The organism is Loigolactobacillus iwatensis (assembly GCF_003950295.1).
GTDB lineage: Bacteria > Bacillota > Bacilli > Lactobacillales > Lactobacillaceae > Loigolactobacillus > Loigolactobacillus iwatensis.
In genome coordinates, this window is sequence record NZ_RHNP01000036.1 from 12,447 (window position 1) to 32,287 (window position 19,841).

The 19,841-nt window shown below is 38.0% G+C and carries 23 protein-coding genes; all 23 read right to left on the reverse strand.

All coding sequences use genetic code 11. The features are described 5' to 3' along the window. Positions 1–3: 3 nt before the first annotated feature. The 23 genes from EKM98_RS09375 to EKM98_RS09485 all read right to left on the reverse strand — a co-directional run bounded on the left by EKM98_RS09375 (position 4) and on the right by EKM98_RS09485 (position 19,707). A complete protein-coding gene (locus EKM98_RS09375; protein WP_125982256.1) occupies positions 4–870 on the reverse strand; it encodes a nucleoside hydrolase in 867 nt (288 codons plus the stop codon). 2 nt (positions 871–872) lie between these two features. Then, the gene (locus EKM98_RS09380; RefSeq protein ID WP_164512693.1) at positions 873–1,499 is read right to left on the reverse strand and encodes a TIGR04282 family arsenosugar biosynthesis glycosyltransferase; all 627 of its coding nucleotides are present in this window, start codon (positions 1,497–1,499) and stop codon (positions 873–875) included. Further along, positions 1,496–2,497: a phosphotransferase family protein gene (locus EKM98_RS09385; RefSeq protein WP_125982259.1), complete on the reverse strand. Its 1,002-nt coding sequence runs from the start codon at positions 2,495–2,497 to the stop codon at positions 1,496–1,498. Before EKM98_RS09385 ends, EKM98_RS09380 begins: the two co-directional genes overlap by 4 nt. A gap of 4 nt (positions 2,498–2,501) precedes the next feature. Continuing rightward, entirely contained in the window at positions 2,502–3,176 is a 675-nt protein-coding gene (locus EKM98_RS09390) for a TIGR04283 family arsenosugar biosynthesis glycosyltransferase (protein WP_125982261.1), read from the reverse strand. Further along, on the reverse strand, positions 3,177–4,175 hold the full coding sequence (locus tag EKM98_RS09395; protein ID WP_125982263.1) for an ABC transporter ATP-binding protein: 999 nt from the start codon (positions 4,173–4,175) through the stop codon (positions 3,177–3,179). Then, on the reverse strand, positions 4,172–4,966 hold the full coding sequence (locus EKM98_RS09400; protein ID WP_125982265.1) for an ABC transporter permease: 795 nt from the start codon (positions 4,964–4,966) through the stop codon (positions 4,172–4,174). Before EKM98_RS09400 ends, EKM98_RS09395 begins: the two co-directional genes overlap by 4 nt. Then, positions 4,963–5,841, reverse strand: a complete 879-nt coding sequence (locus EKM98_RS09405; protein ID WP_125982267.1) for an ABC transporter permease — start codon at positions 5,839–5,841, stop codon at positions 4,963–4,965. The genes EKM98_RS09400 and EKM98_RS09405 overlap by 4 nt, the downstream gene beginning before the upstream one ends. Beyond that, complete coding sequence (locus EKM98_RS09410; RefSeq protein ID WP_125982268.1) at positions 5,831–7,078, reverse strand: ABC transporter substrate-binding protein; 1,248 nt, start codon at positions 7,076–7,078, stop codon at positions 5,831–5,833. The genes EKM98_RS09405 and EKM98_RS09410 overlap by 11 nt, the downstream gene beginning before the upstream one ends. Before the next feature lie 15 nt (positions 7,079–7,093). Continuing rightward, a complete protein-coding gene (locus EKM98_RS09415) occupies positions 7,094–7,747 on the reverse strand; it encodes a TVP38/TMEM64 family protein (protein ID WP_125982270.1) in 654 nt (217 codons plus the stop codon). Between the two features lie 36 nt (positions 7,748–7,783). Then, on the reverse strand, positions 7,784–8,539 hold the full coding sequence (locus EKM98_RS09420) for a (Fe-S)-binding protein (protein ID WP_125982272.1): 756 nt from the start codon (positions 8,537–8,539) through the stop codon (positions 7,784–7,786). Between the two features lie 5 nt (positions 8,540–8,544). Continuing rightward, positions 8,545–8,910 carry a 4Fe-4S dicluster domain-containing protein gene (locus EKM98_RS09425; RefSeq protein ID WP_225418559.1) on the reverse strand — a complete coding sequence of 122 codons (366 nt, stop codon included), beginning with the start codon at positions 8,908–8,910 and terminating at the stop codon, positions 8,545–8,547. Beyond that, positions 8,897–10,048, reverse strand: a complete 1,152-nt coding sequence (locus tag EKM98_RS12170) for a TVP38/TMEM64 family protein (RefSeq protein ID WP_225418560.1) — start codon at positions 10,046–10,048, stop codon at positions 8,897–8,899. The genes EKM98_RS09425 and EKM98_RS12170 overlap by 14 nt, the downstream gene beginning before the upstream one ends. A gap of 27 nt (positions 10,049–10,075) precedes the next feature. Further along, positions 10,076–10,723: a YdjY domain-containing protein gene (locus tag EKM98_RS09435; RefSeq protein ID WP_068279212.1), complete on the reverse strand. Its 648-nt coding sequence runs from the start codon at positions 10,721–10,723 to the stop codon at positions 10,076–10,078. 120 nt (positions 10,724–10,843) lie between these two features. Continuing rightward, the gene (locus EKM98_RS09440; RefSeq protein WP_125982274.1) at positions 10,844–11,746 is read right to left on the reverse strand and encodes a sulfite exporter TauE/SafE family protein; all 903 of its coding nucleotides are present in this window, start codon (positions 11,744–11,746) and stop codon (positions 10,844–10,846) included. 15 nt (positions 11,747–11,761) lie between these two features. Continuing rightward, the gene (locus EKM98_RS09445; RefSeq protein WP_068279217.1) at positions 11,762–12,778 is read right to left on the reverse strand and encodes a proline racemase family protein; all 1,017 of its coding nucleotides are present in this window, start codon (positions 12,776–12,778) and stop codon (positions 11,762–11,764) included. A 46-nt stretch (positions 12,779–12,824) separates the two neighbouring features. Next, positions 12,825–13,301 carry a glycine/sarcosine/betaine reductase component B subunit gene (locus EKM98_RS09450; protein WP_068279220.1) on the reverse strand — a complete coding sequence of 159 codons (477 nt, stop codon included), beginning with the start codon at positions 13,299–13,301 and terminating at the stop codon, positions 12,825–12,827. 22 nt (positions 13,302–13,323) lie between these two features. Continuing rightward, complete coding sequence (prdD, locus tag EKM98_RS09455) at positions 13,324–14,064, reverse strand: proline reductase cluster protein PrdD (protein WP_125982275.1); 741 nt, start codon at positions 14,062–14,064, stop codon at positions 13,324–13,326. 72 nt (positions 14,065–14,136) lie between these two features. Further along, on the reverse strand, positions 14,137–14,862 hold the full coding sequence (prdB, locus tag EKM98_RS12250) for a D-proline reductase (dithiol) protein PrdB (RefSeq protein ID WP_125982277.1): 726 nt from the start codon (positions 14,860–14,862) through the stop codon (positions 14,137–14,139). Further along, positions 14,859–15,200, reverse strand: coding sequence for a CBO2463/CBO2479 domain-containing protein (locus EKM98_RS09465; RefSeq protein WP_125982279.1), 342 nt, complete (start codon positions 15,198–15,200; stop codon positions 14,859–14,861). The genes prdB and EKM98_RS09465 overlap by 4 nt, the downstream gene beginning before the upstream one ends. Then, entirely contained in the window at positions 15,200–17,116 is a 1,917-nt protein-coding gene (gene prdA, locus EKM98_RS09470; RefSeq protein WP_125982281.1) for a D-proline reductase (dithiol) proprotein PrdA, read from the reverse strand. The genes EKM98_RS09465 and prdA overlap by 1 nt, the downstream gene beginning before the upstream one ends. 443 nt (positions 17,117–17,559) lie before the next feature. Beyond that, the gene (locus EKM98_RS09475) at positions 17,560–18,111 is read right to left on the reverse strand and encodes a CD3073 family putative ECF transporter S component (protein ID WP_225418562.1); all 552 of its coding nucleotides are present in this window, start codon (positions 18,109–18,111) and stop codon (positions 17,560–17,562) included. Between the two features lies 1 nt (position 18,112). After that, entirely contained in the window at positions 18,113–18,592 is a 480-nt protein-coding gene (locus tag EKM98_RS09480) for a CD3072 family TudS-related putative desulfidase (RefSeq protein ID WP_125982283.1), read from the reverse strand. Positions 18,593–18,663: 71 nt separating this feature from the next. Then, positions 18,664–19,707: a sulfurtransferase gene (locus EKM98_RS09485; protein WP_125982285.1), complete on the reverse strand. Its 1,044-nt coding sequence runs from the start codon at positions 19,705–19,707 to the stop codon at positions 18,664–18,666. Positions 19,708–19,841 lie beyond the last annotated feature (134 nt).

Here is a 19,841-nt window from a genome sequence, read left to right on the forward strand (position 1 = left end):
CTCTTATACCAAATATTTGTTTAATGTTGCTAAGAATTGCTGATTTAAAGTAGACAAATCGTTAATTGCGGTCAATATTTGTACGCTATTATCACTAGAAACATCCGTTTGTTTAATCAGACCTGATTTTAACTCTTGGGCACTCATCGTCAAAGTAACCGTTTTAAATGAGAAATATTCAGGATGAATTAAGGCTAATGCCGTCATGCCATCCCAATTAATAAAACCATCAATTTGCCACATGGCCGTATTTACTTTCATCCAATCTAGGATAACTTTTTTCAGCCAAAGGTAACGTTCTTTATTTAATTGCTGCAAGTTCAGCTCAGTCCGCTTAAACAGTGCCCCAGAAAGGTACTGGCCACTAGCAATTAAGAGTGGTGCTCCACCAGTCAGCACACAGTGGGCCGCTTCAGGTGCTACCGAAAAATTTAATTCATTAACTAAAGTATTTTTAACAGTTAGTTGCTTAAATCGTCCGCCCATCACAATGATCCGGGCAACCAGTTTAAAAAAATCCGATTCATATTGCGCTGCTTCGGCCAAGTTGGCTAAACTTCCCGTTGCCAAAATAGTGATTTGGTGGGGGTACTTTCTAACTGAATCAACCAAAAACTTCCCCGCCGCCGAAATTATTTCATTTGAAGAATGAATTTCTTTTCCAGCGTAGCTATTGAGGCCTAGACCAAATAATGAACCTAATTCATCCGTTTGTTCCGTGGCCTGTTTTACCGTACCATTGCCAAAGGTAAGCGTAACACCAAGTAAATCAACGTTAGTTTGTTGGCCTAAATAAAGTAAGGTTAGCCCATCGTCAATATCTTTCCCCGCTAATCCAATTGTATTATCACAGTCATAAATTAATTTCATAATTATCCTTTAATAAATTCGGCAACTTGATCCACGTCTGCCTTAAAATCAACATCAAGCAGCGTTGGCATTAACTGAAATTGCTGGTTACTTTCCTGTAGTAATTGCACTGTTGCTTCCAAAACACTAGCCGTACTCCAAGAAATATCTGTATTTAAAAAGGGGGCAGCATCACAACCACTAGTACCAAATAGATAATATCCTCCGTCAAATGTTGGCCCTAAAACGACATCGTTTTGACCTAAGGCTTGTGCAGCAGATTCAATCATTGCAACAGTTAATTGTGGAATATCACTACCAGTTAAAATAACCTTTTGATAACCCTGATCTTGAACCCTTTGAATAGCATGACTCATTTTCAAGCCTAAGGTACCTTCATCTTGCGGAAAGACCTGAATCCAATCCGGTAAACTGGCTAAAAATGACTGTGTTTGAGTCAAATCATGGCCTTGATAAGCCAAAAAGATAGTCATCGTTTTAGCCAATTTTTGACTAAGACTAACTAAACGAGCCAGCATAATCGATTGAATCCTTGCCGCCTCAATTGCCGTCAAATCAGGCTCCAATCTGGTTTTCACGTAACCTGGTTCAGGAACCTTGGAAAAGATGATATATGCGCTCTTGTTCACAAGTTCACCCCATATTTTTTTAATAGTGGCATCGCAAAATCTAACTGCAAAAAAGATTGACATCGCTTTAAAATTTCAATATTTTGAATTGGTTTGTCAGCATAAGTAGCCACCAACATGCCACACCACGATAATGCACGTAATAATAAGAACGGCATATATAAATTAATATTAGTTTCTAGCAACTGCTCCCTTTGGCCAGTTAACTTAGCGTAGGTGGTCAGAAATAGTCTAGTTTGTTCCGTCGTTAGCCTTTCTGACGTACGCCATAAAGTTGTTGTTTCCGCCATAAACTGAGTCAAATCCTGAACGGCGTTACTAATAACGGGTTTCTCCCAATCGATCAGCCATCCATAATCTGCCGTAATTAGAAAATTATTTGAATTAACCTCCGTATTAACCAGACACATCGGTTGCTCTAAGAAGTGTTCATCTGCATTATGCTGCGTACACCAATCTTTTAAAGCAAATAATAAATCAGATTGCTCACTATTTATTTTAGATGAATCTCTAACCGCTTTCAATAGCTGATTTGCTTCGTTTAATCTAGCCGAACAAATCTTAGTTTCGCTTTTCAACTGTGCGTAGGCCGCTGGCTTCAATTGTAAATTATGAATCGCAGCAAAGATTTCTGCTGCTCGGTGTAGATCACGATGATAGACCAATGGTTCTCCAGGTAAAAAAGTTTCAATTAAAATATCGTGTTGAAAAAAGCGTTTGGTATCATCTAAATAAAGTGGCTCCGGTGTATGTTGACTCTTATAAAGGATTTGTAATGCATGGTACTCATAGCGTGCTTGTTGCTTAACATTAATTTGTGAGCCATAATTCATGCGAAAAACAATTTTATTACTAGTAGTATCGGTAATTAAAAAGTTCCGATTATATTCTCCTTGCGCTAAAAATGAAATTTCTTTAATCGGAGCTAACTTAAGTTGCGCCATTATTTGTTCTTGGCTAAGATAACGACCAATTTTTTCAATTATTTGTTCGGCCACTATTTCATCTCCTTCGGTAGTACAAGCGACTTAATATTGTGGGACTAAAGCCCAGTAAGTAAAGTAATTTCAAACATTGCATTTTGAAGAACGTTTTAAACCGTCCTTCGCGATTGTATTTACGGGCACTTGTTAAAACTGGTAACGGAAATTGAATGAATTCTGAATCGATTTTGGCCAACCGCCGACTAAACTCAAAATCCTCCATCAATGGTTGAACTGGAAAACCACCACTTTTTTCATAAATTGCCTTAGTCACAAAAAGGCCTTGATCACCAAAAATTAGTTTGAATTTACGTGCCCGTAAATTTGACCCCCACGCTATTACGCGAAAGAAACGCGATTTATCGTTAAAATGAAGCGTAAAGAATCCTACTTTGGCCGTTGTTTCACGTAATAATGATAAGGGCGATCCAACTGGAAAACGCGAATCCGCATGTAAAAATAATAATTTTGGGCTCTGGGCTACTGAACCACCTAGCCGCAGCTGTTGTCCCCGATTCGGCACGCCGTTATTACTATAGTGAAAGTTTTGGGGTAACCATTCAGGTCGCTTACGTTGCTCACCATCAACAATTACAACTGCCACGTCCTCTAATCCCCAACGTTCTAATTCCACCACTAGTTGCTTTACTGCTGGATCATCATGAAAAATAGGGACAATAATTGTTAACCACATTTAGTACACCACCGGTAACCGTTTAAAATAAAACTGTTTTTTTGTATTAATTTGAACACTATCAACGGGTAAATTAAGGTAAATAATCTCCGAGCCAACTGCAATTGTGACTCGCTCGCTGTCACCGATCCAAGTGGTTCCTACAATTTCACCGTTAAAAGCTGGGAAGGCAGTGGTCGCTAACTGAACTGAGCCAACAAATGGTATGTATAAGATTGCTTCCTTAACTGGCTCAGTGCCCCGAAAGTCACTATCACCAGTATAAATAGACGATACAAATTGTTGTTGTTGAAAACTACCTTGAATAAAATTAGCCTGACCAAGAAATTTTGCCACTGCCAAATTAGCAGGTGTTTGCTCCAATTTTCTTGGTGTATCTATTTGCATGATCTGACCGTTAATTAAAATTGCCACTTGATTTGATAACAGATAGGCCTCGGTTTTGTAGTGCGTTACGAAAATAACCGTTAATTTAAATTGCTGTTGTAACTTTTTTACAAAATCCAACATTTCCATTCGCAGGCCTTCGTCCAAACTAGAAAAAGGTTCATCCATTAAAAGTAGACTAGGGTTAAGGATTAGGGCCCTGGCCAACGCAACACGTTGTTGCTGCCCACCAGACAGTTCATCCGGATACCGTTTGGCTAACTCCGTAATCTCCATTGTCATCATGATCCGTTCAGCACGTTGTCTAATTTCTGCTTTTTTTATTTTTTTTATTTTCAGTCCAAAAACAATGTTTTGAAAAACGGTCATGTGGGGAAACAAACGATAATCTTGAAACACCATAATCCCCTTGGGTTTCTGCTCATTGTCACCGGTAAAGGTCCCCGCAGTCGGATGATCAATTCGGGCCAAAATATTTAGTAAAGATGTTTTACCACTACCTGACGGGCCTAAAATAGCAAAAATACTATTATCATTGATCGATAAATTAACCTTCTTTAAAATCTGCTGGCCACCTTTTTTTTGCGAAATATTATTCAAATAATAAGTCATGATTTGATCACCCTCCTTTCCTGATGAGACATCCAAGCATCAATCAAATAAAGTGGAATTAATGTAACCAGCATGAAAGTAACGCCATAAACGGCCGCAATTTTATATTTTCCGGCTTGCGTGAAGGGAAACATCCGCACTGATAAGGTTAAATATTTGCCATCTCCAACCAGTAGCGTTGCTAAATATTGGGTCATTGAAACAATGTAAGTCATCATGACGGCCCCTTGTAGCCCGTTCTTACTTAACGGAAGGGTTATCTGAAAAAAGGTCTGCCAACCAGAGGCGCCTAAGTTGCGGCTAACAACCTCATAGCGATTATGTAAAAGGGCCAAGTTATCGACTAGTAGTTTAATTGCATAAGGTAAACAAAACAACGTATGAATACTAATGACGCCGAGAAAACTACCATCCAAACCCAGTTTAATCATCATGAAATCAACATTGGTTAATAAAGCGATACCAGGAATAATTAACGGCAAATAGACTAGAATATTCAATAATTTTTTCCCGCGAAATTGATAATAGGCCAAAACAATAGCCGTTGGGTACGCGATACTAATGGTCAGAACAATGGTGCCCAGTGCTAAAGAAATGCTTGCAGTGAGTGATGTTAATAGTTCGTGATTTGTGAACAGTAATTTGAAATAAGAACCAAAATTAATTTGTTGTGGCAAAAGCTGCGGATAATTCCAACTTTTTCCCACTGCCAACAGGACAATAACTAATAGAGGTAAGAAAACAAAGCAAGAAAAAATTAAAAAAATGGCCAGTTTAGTTAATTTTTTCATTTGCTACCTCCCGTATGTCCACCTGGTAAAAACCTCCCTATTTTTAATAACAATCCCGCAAATAAGATTGAAAAAAGGGACAAAATTAAGTTAAGGCTCATGGTTAATGGTAACTGCGTTAAGTCCCCTTGAACGTAAAGATCATAAATGTAGACCGGCAGCAGTTCGCGTTGTTGATTACCCAAAAGATATGGCACTTCATACGAGCCAAAATTAAAGGCGAAGTTAATAATAAAAGCATTGATTAATGCTGGTTGAATCAAAGGTAATGAAATATGCCAAAAATTTTGCCACTTTGTTGCACCAAGATTTACAGCAACAATTTTATAGCGATCATCCATTTGTCGTAATACGAGTACCAAAGAAACAATCACGAAGGGAATCTCTTTCCATAAATAAGTTAAAATAATTCCTATTTGCAGTGGATCATTAACTAAAAGCGGAAAATGATTAATTGAAGCCATTATTCCTAAGTGTACCAATAAACTAGGAATAAGCCCGGTTTGACTGATCAACTGTAATAGTGCTAAAACAATAAAAATATGTGGTAACATCACGGGTAATTGCGCAATTTTAAAAAAAATGCGCGTAAAGTTATTTTTACGGCCATTGAATAAAAAAGCCAGCCCCAATCCAACGAGGCAGGCCATGGCAGTACTAAATAAAGCAAATAAGAACGTCCGCTCACAACTTGCCAAAAAAGTTGCACTATGAAACGCCGATCCATAATACTGAAGACCAATTTTTTTCAGCCCAACAATCGGATAATAACCAAGACTGGTTACAAATGATTTTAAAACGGCACTAAAAAAGAAAAGCGTGAAAAATAAATAAAACGGACTCAATAATAAAATTATTTTTCTTTTAGTTGGCATTCAAAACATGTTCCTTCCAAAGTTGTTCTATAATTGGAATTTTCTTACCTGAAACCTCAGGAATTCGCTTCTTGGCCAGTGTTTTAACTGGAACAGTATTATTTTTCTTGGCAGAATCATTTAACTTATCAGTAATCTCCGGTGGCATTTTACTTGCCGAATATGGTGGAATCGCAGCACCGTATTTCAAACTAAGCTGTTCACTTTGCGCCTTCTTACTGAGCATCATATTGATAAGTACAATTGCGGCCGCCTTATTAGGTGCCGTTTTCGGTACAGCCAAATAATTATAATTACCGATCGTTCCCTTATCAAACAAGAAAGTTTGCGCATCATTTGTAAATTGCCCAGTAGATTTTTGCGTTGCAGCGTACATTTGGTTATACGAAAAATCTAAGGCAATTTGATGATCGGCAAACATCTTATCCATTTGTGCCGTCGTCTTTGGGTAAGTTTTTCCGTTCTCCCATAAATAAGGTTTTAATTCATTTAAATAATCAAGGCTAGGCTTAATCACTTTATAAATACCTGCCTTTGTCGCCGGCGCATCATTAAGTGCCTGATAACCAACCGTTTCATAAATAATGTTCCGGATAAAAGCACTACCTGTAAAATCAGGTGGCGCAACGTAAGTTAATTTACCCGGATTGGTTTTGGCCCAATCCAATAACTTGGCCGCACTGGTTGGGTAGTTGCCATTAAACATTTTTTTGCTTCCGATCATTACAAATTGAGCATTACCATAAGGAACTTCCAGTTGATCAATTGGTGTCGCCATATCACGTTTAACATCAGGGTCACTAGCAGAAATATAGCGTTTCATGTTAGGTAACATTTTGTTATTTAATGGACCATCTAGTAAGCCTAACTTCTTAGCGTTATAAAAATTCTCGCCATTAATCCAAACAACATCAATATTTCCTTGTTTTTTATTGGCCTCTTTTTCGGTCGTTAACTTATTAAGAATTGTATCAATGTCCATAGGAACTCGCTTAACGGTAATTCCTTTTTTCTTCATCATTGGTGTCACGACCTGATCAATCCAACGATTTTGTGTGTCCGAACCACCAAACCCATAATAGGTTACTGTCTGGCCCTTAGCTTGTTTTAAAGCCGTTTGATAGTTAGTTGGTAATTTATTAGCCGATTGTGAATCCTTACTGTTTCCCGCACAGCCACCTAAGATTAATAACGGTACTAACAAGACCAATAGCTTTAATCGTTTACCCCCGCGCAAAAGAATCACTCCTATTTAAATCATTTTTTTGTGTTGACCAATTTTTTTAGGTATATACGTTAATAAGAATAAAATAATCCCTAAAATTGTAAATTTAATTGATAATGATAACGTTAATCCTTGGGTCAGGATATCAGATGCCATATACGCATAGATAAAGCAGGCCGGTAGCATCGTAATTCCAGAAATAATTGAAAACCGTTCAAAACGCATCGGCGTCAGTGCGTAAGCATAACTTTGTAACGCGTACGGAAAAATTGGTACTAAACGCGTTAAAATCAGAAAAGATACACCGTTCTCATCAACACCGCGCATAACCTTTTGAAATGTCGGTTGATTGCCATATTTTTTTATGATGGCATCCTTCAATAACGTTCTTCCTAAAATAAACGAGACACTAGCACCAACTGTACTCCCAATTACAGTCAGCAACCCACCAATAAAACCACCGTACACAATCCCAGCAACAATCGCAAGCAGGCCTCCAGGTAACATAAACACTGCCGTAATAATACAAAGTAGAATAAATGTAAAATAACCTACCCAGCCTTGCTGCTGAAACCAGGCCTGCATTGCTGGCACATTTTGTAACTCTTTTGTTAACCCGGTTGTATAAAATAATACAATTCCCGCAATAATTATTGTGATGAATGCTAATACTTTCTTCATACTTGCACCTCATGTAAGAATTCAGAAACTACCTTATTATGCATGTTCAAGTATCCTTTTAGTTCGATAACGGTTCTTCCAAGACGTATACGTAGAATTAAGTACATTTTCTGGGCAATGATCACCCTGCATTATAACGGGACCCCAGATTAGATCTAGTAAGTGCCAAGATTGGCCACCGCCATTCATCATAGCAGACCGGCATGAAGCACAATAAGTAACAATATTTTTAGTGGGTAAACTATTAACTCGGTGAGTCATTGCCTTTTTAGCTAATTTAGGATTAGTGACCCCGCACATGCCACCTAAACCACAGCATAACGTTTTTTCGCCAGACAATTTAGCAAGCTTAACCGTGTAACCCAATTCACGCAAAATATGAATTACGGCCTGATGAATGTCTGTTTCATGACGGGTCGGACACGAATCTTGGATTGTAAATACCATGTCACTAGAAGCAGCCTTACCAATGGCTTCTTTTGGTAAACCAATTTGGTCTAGCGTTGTCCAAAGTGACACACTTTTCACTCTATCCGTCTTACGAATCATGCTTAGACAGCCTTGGCAAGCCATGATCATTTCATCGACTTCGCAATCTTCAATTGTATCAACTAGTGCATTGAACTTTTTTTCAAACTTTTTTTGCTCACCAATATAATAAAGCGGTTTCCCGCAGCACTGTTGGATAACTGATAGATCTGGGTAAAAGCTCTTTAAGTAAGTAACTGTTTTACCCACATATTCTGGGCAATAAGCACTCAAAGAACATCCTGCCATAAATCCCATTCGCATTCTGTTTACCCCTTCCTTGTATAAGTAAATAACCTAAAATTAGAAAAAATTTGGTGAAAGCGGACACCACGTAATTGCTCCAGCGGTAACCGGCCTTTGTTTTGGACAATTAAATCCTGTCTAATCGCTAAAAATGCATCCGCTATTTCCAATTTATACGGACAAACTATTGTGCAATGATGACAAAGCTCACAACTGTACGGAACAAGTGGATCTATTTCGCCGGTTGCAACAAAGTCGCCGAAAATCTTATCCGGTGCCTTTTTTTGCTGCCGTAAAAACATACAATCACGCATGCAACGGCGACAAGACGAGCAGGTATCAGCAATATATTGGGCCTTTGCAACTGTTTCTTCACTATACTTGATCATTCGGGACACCTGTTTTCTTTTTTGCCTGTCGTTTTTGTAATATTTTACGAACAAACAACGACACAACAACCAATAAAATAACTGCTATCAATGCCATAAACAGCATCAATTTACTACCACCCAGACTGCCACCAACAAAGGAATAAACAATCGTCGCCGGCAGTTGGCCAATTCCAGTTGCAATTAAGAATTTACCAACCTTCATATCAGTAAAACCAGCGCCATAACTGACTTCATCGAAGGAAACAAACGGTAATAGACGCAACACAATAATCGTGTAGTCGCCATACTCATTAAAGAAACCATCCATTTTGGCCAGAGCCTTTTTGGTAACTATTTTTTCGGCAAATGGTCGGCCAATTCCCCGGGCAATATAAAAGCATAGCAATGCCCCTAACATAGCGCTGAACCAGGAAAGCGCCGCACCAAATAGCCAGCCATAAAGATACGCGTTCGCAAATGTTAAGACAAACGCCGGTAAAGGAGCAAGAATTGATTGAAAAACCATTAAAAATGTTGAAATTAACGGGCCCCAAATACCAAATCCAGCAATATAATTCCGAAGTGCTTTGATATCTAACTTGGCCAACATGACGCTGACCGTATCAATAAAATGTCGGTACCCTGGAATAAAATAATACCCAGCAATCAATAAAATAATGAACCCAATAGTAACACCTAAACTAATTTTACTTTGTAGTGTTAATTTAGTGATTTGGTCACCTTGGTTTAATTTAGGTACCGGGTGCCGATAACTATCTAGCACAAGGACCAATAGCCAGATAATTAATAGTACAAATACACTTCCGGCGGTCACTGAAAGTGACCAGTCCGCATTAAATAACTCACGAACTGTTTCCCCTAAAACAACACTTAACGGATGCCACTGGTAAATGGCCAACAGTAACAGAAAGGAAACAGCAGAAATTATGAGCGTCTCCGAAAAACGAAAAATCGCCCAATTTTGTTGTAGATGCTTACCATAAAACAAATAACAGCAATATACCAATACCGTAACTACCGGTATCAACCAACCTAATGAAATTCGCATTTGTAACCAAGTTGATTGCCATGCTAACAGTGCACACAATATCCCAATGACAACACCGTTATAAAGAATTCGCAATCTCGTCATCATCGTACCCTACTCTCTTGATAATTTTACTTATTTCACTTTGATCACTACAGCAAGTTGTGAACCATCCTTTGGTAAGACGCTTGATTTACCAGTAAAATGTTCGCCGTATTGGAAACCATATTTAGCACCTGAAGCAATTCCTACTGGGCAACTGTCAAAACAAAGTACACAGCCAGTCTTCATTTTATTATTTGTTGTCATATTGCCACCAAATTTAAAGTCCAAGTTCTTTACGTTCTTACCATTAACTTGTACTGCTTTTTCAGCCTTAACGCGTTTGCCATTAATTAGGAAATAAACTGCTAGACTACTTCCCTTAATTTTTGAACCGGCCTTGGACTTTGCAGTTAAATTATTCCCGGCCTTAGCACCAACTTTTTTAAGGTCTTGGTAAAATGCTTTCGGTGTTGCTTCAGTTTTTAACAATGATTTATTTCCGTTAGAACCGTCAACGTTGACAATAACATGGCGCGTTGGTTGTGTCAGATAAGTTCCGTTAACGGTTGTCAAGATTGTTATTTCCTTCTTTTGCTTATCATACTTAATTGGTTTACTTGTTGTTAACCCAGCAACAGATTTAGTAGCCGCCTGACTATTCGATGATAGTGAGAACCCGATTCCTAATACCAATAGTAAAGCCGTCATTACGCTGATAAAAATTTGTTTCTTCTTCATTTTGTTCACTCCTATATATTATGTGATTTAATACCCTTTTTAATATGTGCTGCTTTTCTAGAAATTCTTATGTATGGAACCAGCAAAATTACTGGTCCCTTATAAATAATAAATACTTAATTAATGCTCAATTGGTGTGTCTTCCTCAGGAGCATGTCTAAAGCCTTGAACTAACATTGTAATTGCAGTGTACGTAACAACTATAATGACCAACCAAGTTAAAACCTTGATATTTAAGCTCTTGACAAGTTTAACGGCGATAAAGACCCCAACTACACCACCAATCGTAATACCAATTGTTGCAATCCGATTATAATCACCCTTACGAATAAACTCACGACTAGCAACCGGCATTAATGCTGCACAAGAAGCCATCATAATTGGAAATGCCGCAATTGGTGTTAAACCTAACAAATAGATCATTGCCATACATGGCGCGTACAGACCGATACCTGCTGTCATTAAGGCACCTAAAATAAAGTTACCAATAATACCAACAACCAGTTTCCAACCAACTAAAGCAGTTGCCTTATTACCGCTACCTAAGGCAGCCAAGAAACCAGTATTCGATAGAAACATCAAAATTGCAGTGAGAATTAAAGCAAAGCCCATAATGATTTGAATTTTTTTCTCATCAAAACGTGAAATGAACTTTGACCCAAGAAACGAGCCCACTGTAGAAGCAATAACCAATGAAAGCAAAGTTACGCCACTAACCTTAACCGAAGTAATAAATAAGAAAGCCTCGGCCAGTACGGGAATAGAACAAGCAATTGTTAAAGTACCCGGTAACAATTTGTCCGATTTCAAAAACTTTGTTAATTTTAAGAACATGGTCGTTGGCGCGTAACTACCAATACCAAGCGCATCGAAGAAATTAGTAACAAACCCAATTCCTCCGGCCACGAACACATTACCATCATTTAATTTATCCCGGTTTTTCGCCAAATCATGAACCCAAATTATGGCGAAATAGACCAATAAAATACCTAGTAAAATTTGTACCACTAAAGTCATCGACATTCTAATTCCCCCTTATTATTTCAATTCAAATCCATTTGACAATGGATCACGTGGATCAAATAAGAAGGTATTAAACCCTGTGATATAAGCTGATCCAGTGACTTCTGGAATAACAGCATCATAGTCTCCAACCTTAGCTTCTTCAACAACACGCCCTCTAAACTTCGTTCTTAGAATACTTTCATAAACAAAAGGTTCATCAATTTTAATTTCACCTTTTGCGTATAAAGTAGCTAATTTTGCACTTGTTCCCGTCCCACAAGGTGAGCGATCAACTTGACCGTCACCGAAGACAACAACGTTTTGCATTGTTGCATCGTCATCTTTTGGTTCGCCATACATTTCCACCAAATCAATTGAATTAATGTAGCTCATCGTTGGATGTTGAACCTTAATTTGTTCATTAGCCGCTCGTAAAATCTTCATACCAACATTAGCAAGTTCTGAGGCATTATTTGATTCGATTTTTCGATTAATTTCTGCAATGGGTAGAATTGCAAAGAAACTGCCACCAAAGGAAACATCAAGCTTTACTGCACCAATATCAGGAACGTTAATTGTTACGTCACGCTTATACAAAAATGCAGGAACATTTTTGAATGAAACGCTATCAACCTTAAATGGTTCACTCATATGAGCAACACATCTGATAATACCCGCTGGTGCTTCTAGGACAACTTCTTTTTCACGGTCATCTTCACTAACATCGACCATCCCAGTCTCAACAATTGCTGTAACAGCAGCGATTGTATTATGACCACACATGTTTAAATAGCCACCTGTATCCATGAAAATAATACCAAAATCGGCTTCATCACTGATTGCCGGAATTAAAAAGGCCCCAAACATTTCGTTATGCCCACGAGGTTCTAACATTAATGAAGTACGTAAAGTATCCTTATGATCAATTAAATATTGTTTTTTTTCAGCAATTGTTTTACCGACCAACTTAGGAATACCACCCGTAATAATCCGTGCTGCTTCACCAGCAGTATGTGTATCAATACCTGATAACATTCGTGATAACTTCATAACCTTACCTCCAATATTCACAATTTAACTATTCGTTAAATTACGCTTATTTTGTTTTTAAATCTGAACGCATTTTTAATTTTAGAAAGCCCAATGCCTTATTAGCATCACGTAAATCAAGATTATTTTCTCCAACCACAGTTGTCTCAATACCCGCTTTTGATTTATTAATGTCTAATACAAAGGGCGTGTATTCATTAGTGACAACAAACGTTGCCTGCGTTCCAATAAATTTCAAACCAACAACTGAAATACCAACATGGCCGATCTCTGACATTGTATTCATAAAATCCACATCAGAATTACCCCAGCCATCTGCAGATATTACTGCACCATCTGTTCTCATCGCTTGTAGCCATTTAGCGACTCTTTTCCCAACTAAATTTTTTAAAAGATTATCTTGTGGTGTTCCAACAACGATAACTCCTTGAAAGTCAATATCAGGATCATCGCCAAAAACTGCTACTAGTGGATCACGAAAATGATGTAACGTTGTTTCTTTAGTTGATGGACCAACACCCATAGAAATCACACCTTTTTAATGGTTATACCATCGCGCGAATAGCGCCATCACGATATTCATTTGGCGTTAACAAAACTGGAAAATTATTCATATCAATAATTGACACACCATTAGCCATACCACTAGGTTCATCTGGAAAAAGCAAATTATCGTACATTGCTCCCTGACCGGCCACTTCTTTGACAACAACGACTTTAGGTTTTCCCGGATGAGACTCATTAGAATATTCATGGGTCTCGTCAGCGTAACGACCATTAATCATTTTTAAAATATTCCTAATTGGCTGTAAATACTGATCCGCCAATGTAAAAATAGTTGTTACCAGTTGCCGATCAAAAGAGAAATTAGGTTTAAGCAAAACATCAAAAAAGATCATATAATCGTCTTCATTTGGAGTTCCAGCCTTCCCTAGTGATATTTTATCTTTTAATAACCCATTAGATGCACCAAAATCATGTAATTGGATACCGGTCGTATCTGCCCCGGTAATGAGGAAGTAGGCCCCAGTTAGCGTGTGAGTAATCCCATCGCCAACCTTGCCAAGAACTTTAGTCGATATTGGGCAAATATCCATAATCGTATTAGTTTGGACATCTAAATGATGTGGCTTAACAATTCGAATGGTGATTGATTCAAAATTAGCGGGTAAGCTTGTGGATATTGTCTCTGGGATCGCTAAATGACCGTTCGTAAAACGATATTTAGTGTCGAATACAATGTCTTTTACTGAAAAGGCCTTTATTTTAAGCGTATCTTCAGACATTTAAAATCCCTTCTTTAAGAAAAATAAAAAAGAGGCTATTCGAAAACAGCCTCTTCCCACAAACCAGATTGTTTAGATCTGAGCAATATACTCGTACGGTAATGGTACGATCTTACCCGGTTGATCAATTTCCTCTAGTTGTTTTAACGTATCTTTCAAAATACCAGTTTGCATTTCTACGTTATGTGGTTCACCCGCATTAGCGCCCATTGGTACACGAGGTGCAACTGCACGAGGTGTTCCTTGTTGACGTACTACTGGAGGCAAAGCTGCAATAATAATTGTAGGAATCCCGACAGATTCAATAGCTCGCTGCACGATCACGGCAGTTCGATGACAAGTTCCTCAACCAGCAGTCATTACAACAGCATCTACGTTTTCATCCAACAATTTTTTAGCAATTTCCGGACCAGTCTTTTCGGTGAAAACTTTTACGTCACCACCGCCGCCCATACAAGTATACATTGTTGGGGCAACCGCTTTAATATAGCCTGAATCAGCTAATTCTCGAAGACGGTCAATCGGAAACATACAATTAATGTCACGGTTTACATCCGTATTATCATAACCACCATGTGAAACCATTAATTCCTCATCTTTAGCTGTACCTGGTACGGCACGGAAACTTGTATCACCAGCTAAATTGAAAGGAGTATCTGTTTTCAAATGGACACCTGCAGCTGTCACAATAGCAACAGACATATCTTTTAATGGCTTAGTTACTTTTGTAAATACGGGTTTAGGTGTGATTGGTACAAAGATTTCGGATTGTAAACCATCAATCTTTTCTAAACTCATTTTGATTGCTCCTTTTCTTTTGTTTTTCTTTCTTGTGTTTCTTTTTGAATGACTTTCATTCGTTCTTGATAGGCATGTAACGCCCCAAGATATTTTTCATTTGGTTGTTCTGATAGTACCTCTGGGTAAGACATTAAAAATCCTACTTCTTGGCCTACTTTTAATTCGTATTGTGAAATAACCATTCGCTTAGGTACTTCCAACCGGCCCATTCGTCCTTTGAAATCCATAATGACACTGGCACCAGTTACCTCAACGATGACACCTTCCCACACGGTTTCAGTAGAAGGATAATTTAATTTGTCATATTCACTGGAAAAAGATTCATCAGAAGCCATTAATCTTCATCCTTTTCATAAATATCACGTCGTTTTTTACTCATTGGTAATGATTGTTCGTTCTTAACTAATTTAACAGTGTGCCCAGTTTGTTTTTCAATGGCCTCTACATTATTTTGCTTAACATTTGGATTCCAATGATGTTCAGCCTTTTTAATTGATCCACCGGCCATTTTAGTTTGAAGCATTGATAATGCCCGAATAGCGTCTTCTTCACAAAGTGTATTGTTTGATAAGATTTCATTTTCAATGCCTTGGCGTGATTTATTATTATCAACCATTGCATCCATGAATTTATTACCAATAACTAGTTGCCCTTGAACGGCCGAATAAGTTACCCCAACAACTGATACACCGCGTTTACCAATTTCTTCAAGGTGTGATGCAAAATCGATATGGTTATTACCAAAACCTTCAGTTGTTACAATGGCGCCATCTAAATTCATAGCCTCTACCATCATGCCTAAGCGTTTAGAAACATAGAATTTTTGCGTATTTTCTTGTGGCGAACCAACTAAGGCAACACCAACAAGATCAATATCGTCATCCTTCATTGCCTCTTCAACTAATGGTTCACGCCAGTAATGCCGAGAAGTTTCCTTTGACGCCGGTCCGATACACGTTAATGCATGAATACCACCATCAAGTAATTCAGTTGGCGCAAGTACGACTGGTAAATTACCAAGATCAACGTTAGGTTTTGCACCAAGTGTACCAACAGGTTCAACTGGCATTAATAAGTTATCATGCATTGCACCTTGGCCCATGATTTCCTTAACAATCAACACACGCTTTTGCTTTGGATGACGTTTTTGAACTAAATCTTCAGCCATAGTAACTAAATTATCGTCAGCTTTTTTCAAGCTTTCACGAATTTCTTCAGTAATGATGTCTGTTGCCTTATGCGCTGCCAAAGGTCCACGACGCTCACGATTAGTACCTGCTTCAATGGTCAAACGGACTTTAATCATGATTTCGCCCTTATCAACTGCACCTGGGCGACCCCACATGATATTTTCATCAAGCGGACCTTCTGAAGAACCAAATTCGCCAATTTGAACACCATTTTCATCAGTCCCAGTAAGAACCATGACAACACCATCAAGTACTCGAGTAACACCAGAGCCTAGGTCCCCTGATTCTTTAGTAGCAATGGGCTGAACGTCCATGATCGTATCACTGTATTCATGATACTTATCAGGCGTAATAATTTCGATGTCCATGTCTTTAACTAAGTCTTCAGTTTCAACCGCATCAGCGCATAATTGTTTCTCGTTGCGTAATTGTAATGTTGTTCCGTCAACTTTTGTTTCATCACCGAAAACAACTTTATCAATTTTGAAGTGCTTTTTGGTTAACTTACGAACAACTTTTGCAGGTACTTCATCGGAATCATCTGTTGCTGCAGGTCCGGTTGTCGAAGCAGCACCAACATTTTTAGCTGTGCTAGTATTAGCTCCTTGGGCCTGCATTAATGATAAAGGGATTTGTAAGTCTATTCCTTTACCTTCACTGATAGATAACTTGAGCATCTGACTTTGATCGTTAGAAGTTGCTGTCGACTGAACTGTCGGTGTTACAGAAGCCGTTTGTGCCGTTTGTTCTACTTCGCTGGCATCATCGGCAGTATCATCTGCTGCATCAGCTTTGTCGTCAGCCATTTCTTGAATATCCTCAGTATTATCTGGTGTTAGCGGAATTAATGCATCCGTTGTTTTAGATAATTTAGCACCAACTGCTTGCCCTAATTTCAAGGCATTTTCCGGAATAGTTAATAAACCAGAATCAACATAATCATCGAAAAGTGTTGGGTCTTCAAAATCAGCAGCCTCAAGCACTTTTCCTCCTTCACGACGGCAACAAAGTACTGCAGGATCGTCTGCATGTTCCTTTGCCATTTCAACCGTAATCGACATACTTTTTAACCTCCTCTAAATTGATTAATTAATCAGCGGAGAATTTATTGTTAATAAGTTTATGAATACACTGTGCTATGCGTTCAATCTATTTGTGATTTTATCAACTTACAAAAAGAATTTCACTTACTAGCGCTAAAAAATCAACTGATAACTAATCTTTATATTAATAACTACTTAAATTAAGTTGTGATAACTTTATTTAGGCAACTACATATTAACATACTATCTAGATTAACAAAAGAAATATTTTTCATGAATAAAAGCAATGTAACCGCTTTTCATTAGACTATTTCTAATAGTATCTCAATTCACAATCCTTACAAAAAGTAACAAGACTTTTTAAACCGTCTGCCTAGTGATTACAAAACATGTTTTCATTAAATTCTTATTTAAAGATAATATTAACTCTTAAAATTAAATTTTCATTAGATTTGTAAAGGTCATTTAAAGCTCGCCATTCTGGAAAATCGTGGGCTATTCATTAAAACAGAAACTAAAACACAGGAAAGAATTTTATCAACAAAATTACCCGTTACTGTCCCAATAAAAGTCGATGATAGTAGCGACTTACCAGATGCCTTAAGTGTAAAAATCAATAAATCCGTTCCTGATCCCGTAAATCCCCCATACAAGAGCAGCCGAATTGGGGTTCCAATCGCAGGCGCGACAATTGATAAAATAATACCAGTAATAATTGCAGTCTTTAAACCAAAACCCCTTTTGGCCATCAAACCAACAACAATTGCTACAGCAATATTAACTAAAGCAAATGGAAATTCTAAAATTCCGCTAAAGGCCACCATGAAAAGATTAGTTACTAATCCAGTAAGGCTGCCGTAAAGAATTCCAAAATTAGCAGCAATATAAATAGTTCCAATGGTGTCCAAGAATAACAATGGAATATGTAACATCTCTACTGTTTCACCTAGCACAACGTTTAATATGGCAGCAAAAGCACAAAACACTAAAATCTTTGTTTTAGTAATTTGCAATTTAATGATCTCCCTTCAAAAATAAATTAACTTTTTCTTCAAACTGATGATCTTCTGGATAATCAATAGGTACTTCGATATATGGCATTTTAATATTATTATCTTGACATAAACGTAAGAATTCGGTCATGAATACCCCCCGTTGGCCAGTAATACCGCAGTTAGGGCTCTGAGCAATACCAATCAATCCAATAATTTTTATTCCGACTTTCTGATAGCCTTTCAATTCCAAAATAGTTGACGCCAACAACTGACCACATTTTTGCCGGTAATCGTTAATTTCAAGATAATCCTTATAGGTCATTGAAGGTCGATTCGGGCCTAAAATTAAAAATTCTGGACAAGGCAGTTGTACTAACCCAATTTTTTCAGGAATATTCTTCACGAATGGAAAAGCTCCTACTGCGCGCTCTAAACCGTGAACCACCACGTTTTGATTTAAAATACAATGCGAAACCACCGCTATGCTACGCTCACACATAAACAAGCTTCCTTTCAAAAAAATGAGCTATAACAAATTATTTCTGTTATAGCTCATTCGTTTAAAACTATTTATTTCAATATTTTGACACTCTTAGAACGTGGATCGCCAACCTGTACCTGATACTTGGCCGGTTCCTTCTTGTGCGCTTTGTCCCAAGAATACCAACCGCCATCATAAACATGAACGTTTTTCCAGCCTGCTTGATAAGTAATTAAGAAGGCCGTTGCGGCACGCCAACCAGTTCCACAATAAAAGTCAATATTGCTTGTTGGTTTTATACCCCATTTTTCCCATGCAGGTAAAACTTGGTCCGCCGTTTTAACGGTGCCATTTTTATTCAATAAGTAGGCCGCGTCAGCACTGGTCTTACTTGATTTAGCGTAAACTGCACCTTTAGGTTCACCTTTATCCTTAATGTAAGAATAACCACTGATCTTACCCGTAAATTCAGGCCATGATCTTGTACTTGCTAGAATTAAGTTAGGATCAGCTTTCTTTTGTTTCAAAACTTCGGCAGGTAACTTAACTTCATACTTAGCATTGGCCGGAACATTTACACCAAAATCACTTGCTGCTTTAACGGATTTAGCTGCACCTTTTTGAACTGTAAAATCACTCTTTTTCCAGCCGTTATAACCACCATCAACAACTTTGACGTTATTAACACCCGTCCAAAGAGCCGCAAAAGCAACCCGCGAGGCAGCATTCGTATCTGCAGAGTACACAATCAACGTAGTCTTACTAGTAACACCACGTTTCAATAAAACTTGCTTAATATGTTCTGCTGATAGTAAATTCCATTGATTGGCTTCTGATTCAACTGAATTGGTATTAACGTGCATTGATCCAGGAATGTGGCCTTTCTTGAAAGTACTGTCATTCCCATAAGACGCCTCAATTACTTTGTAATCCTTAACGTCCGTTTTATTATGTATAACTTGGTTCACCCAGTGTGGGCTAACAAAAACCCGTGGCCCAGCCGTCTTTTGTGTGTCATCATGCTGAGCATAATATGTTTTAGCGGCATTGACCGATGGTGCACTAATGCCTAAAGCTGTAGCGAAAATACCGAATATTAATAAATAATGCCAGATTCTACCCTTTGTCTTCATATAATTTCCTCCTCGGAATAAATCATATGCTATCGCGAAATCGATTGCAATAAAATTTTGGGCTCTATACTTTTTCCTGTTGATAGTTTACAAATGGTAAACTATTAACAGGATTTTTGTGCAGAAAAAGAGCT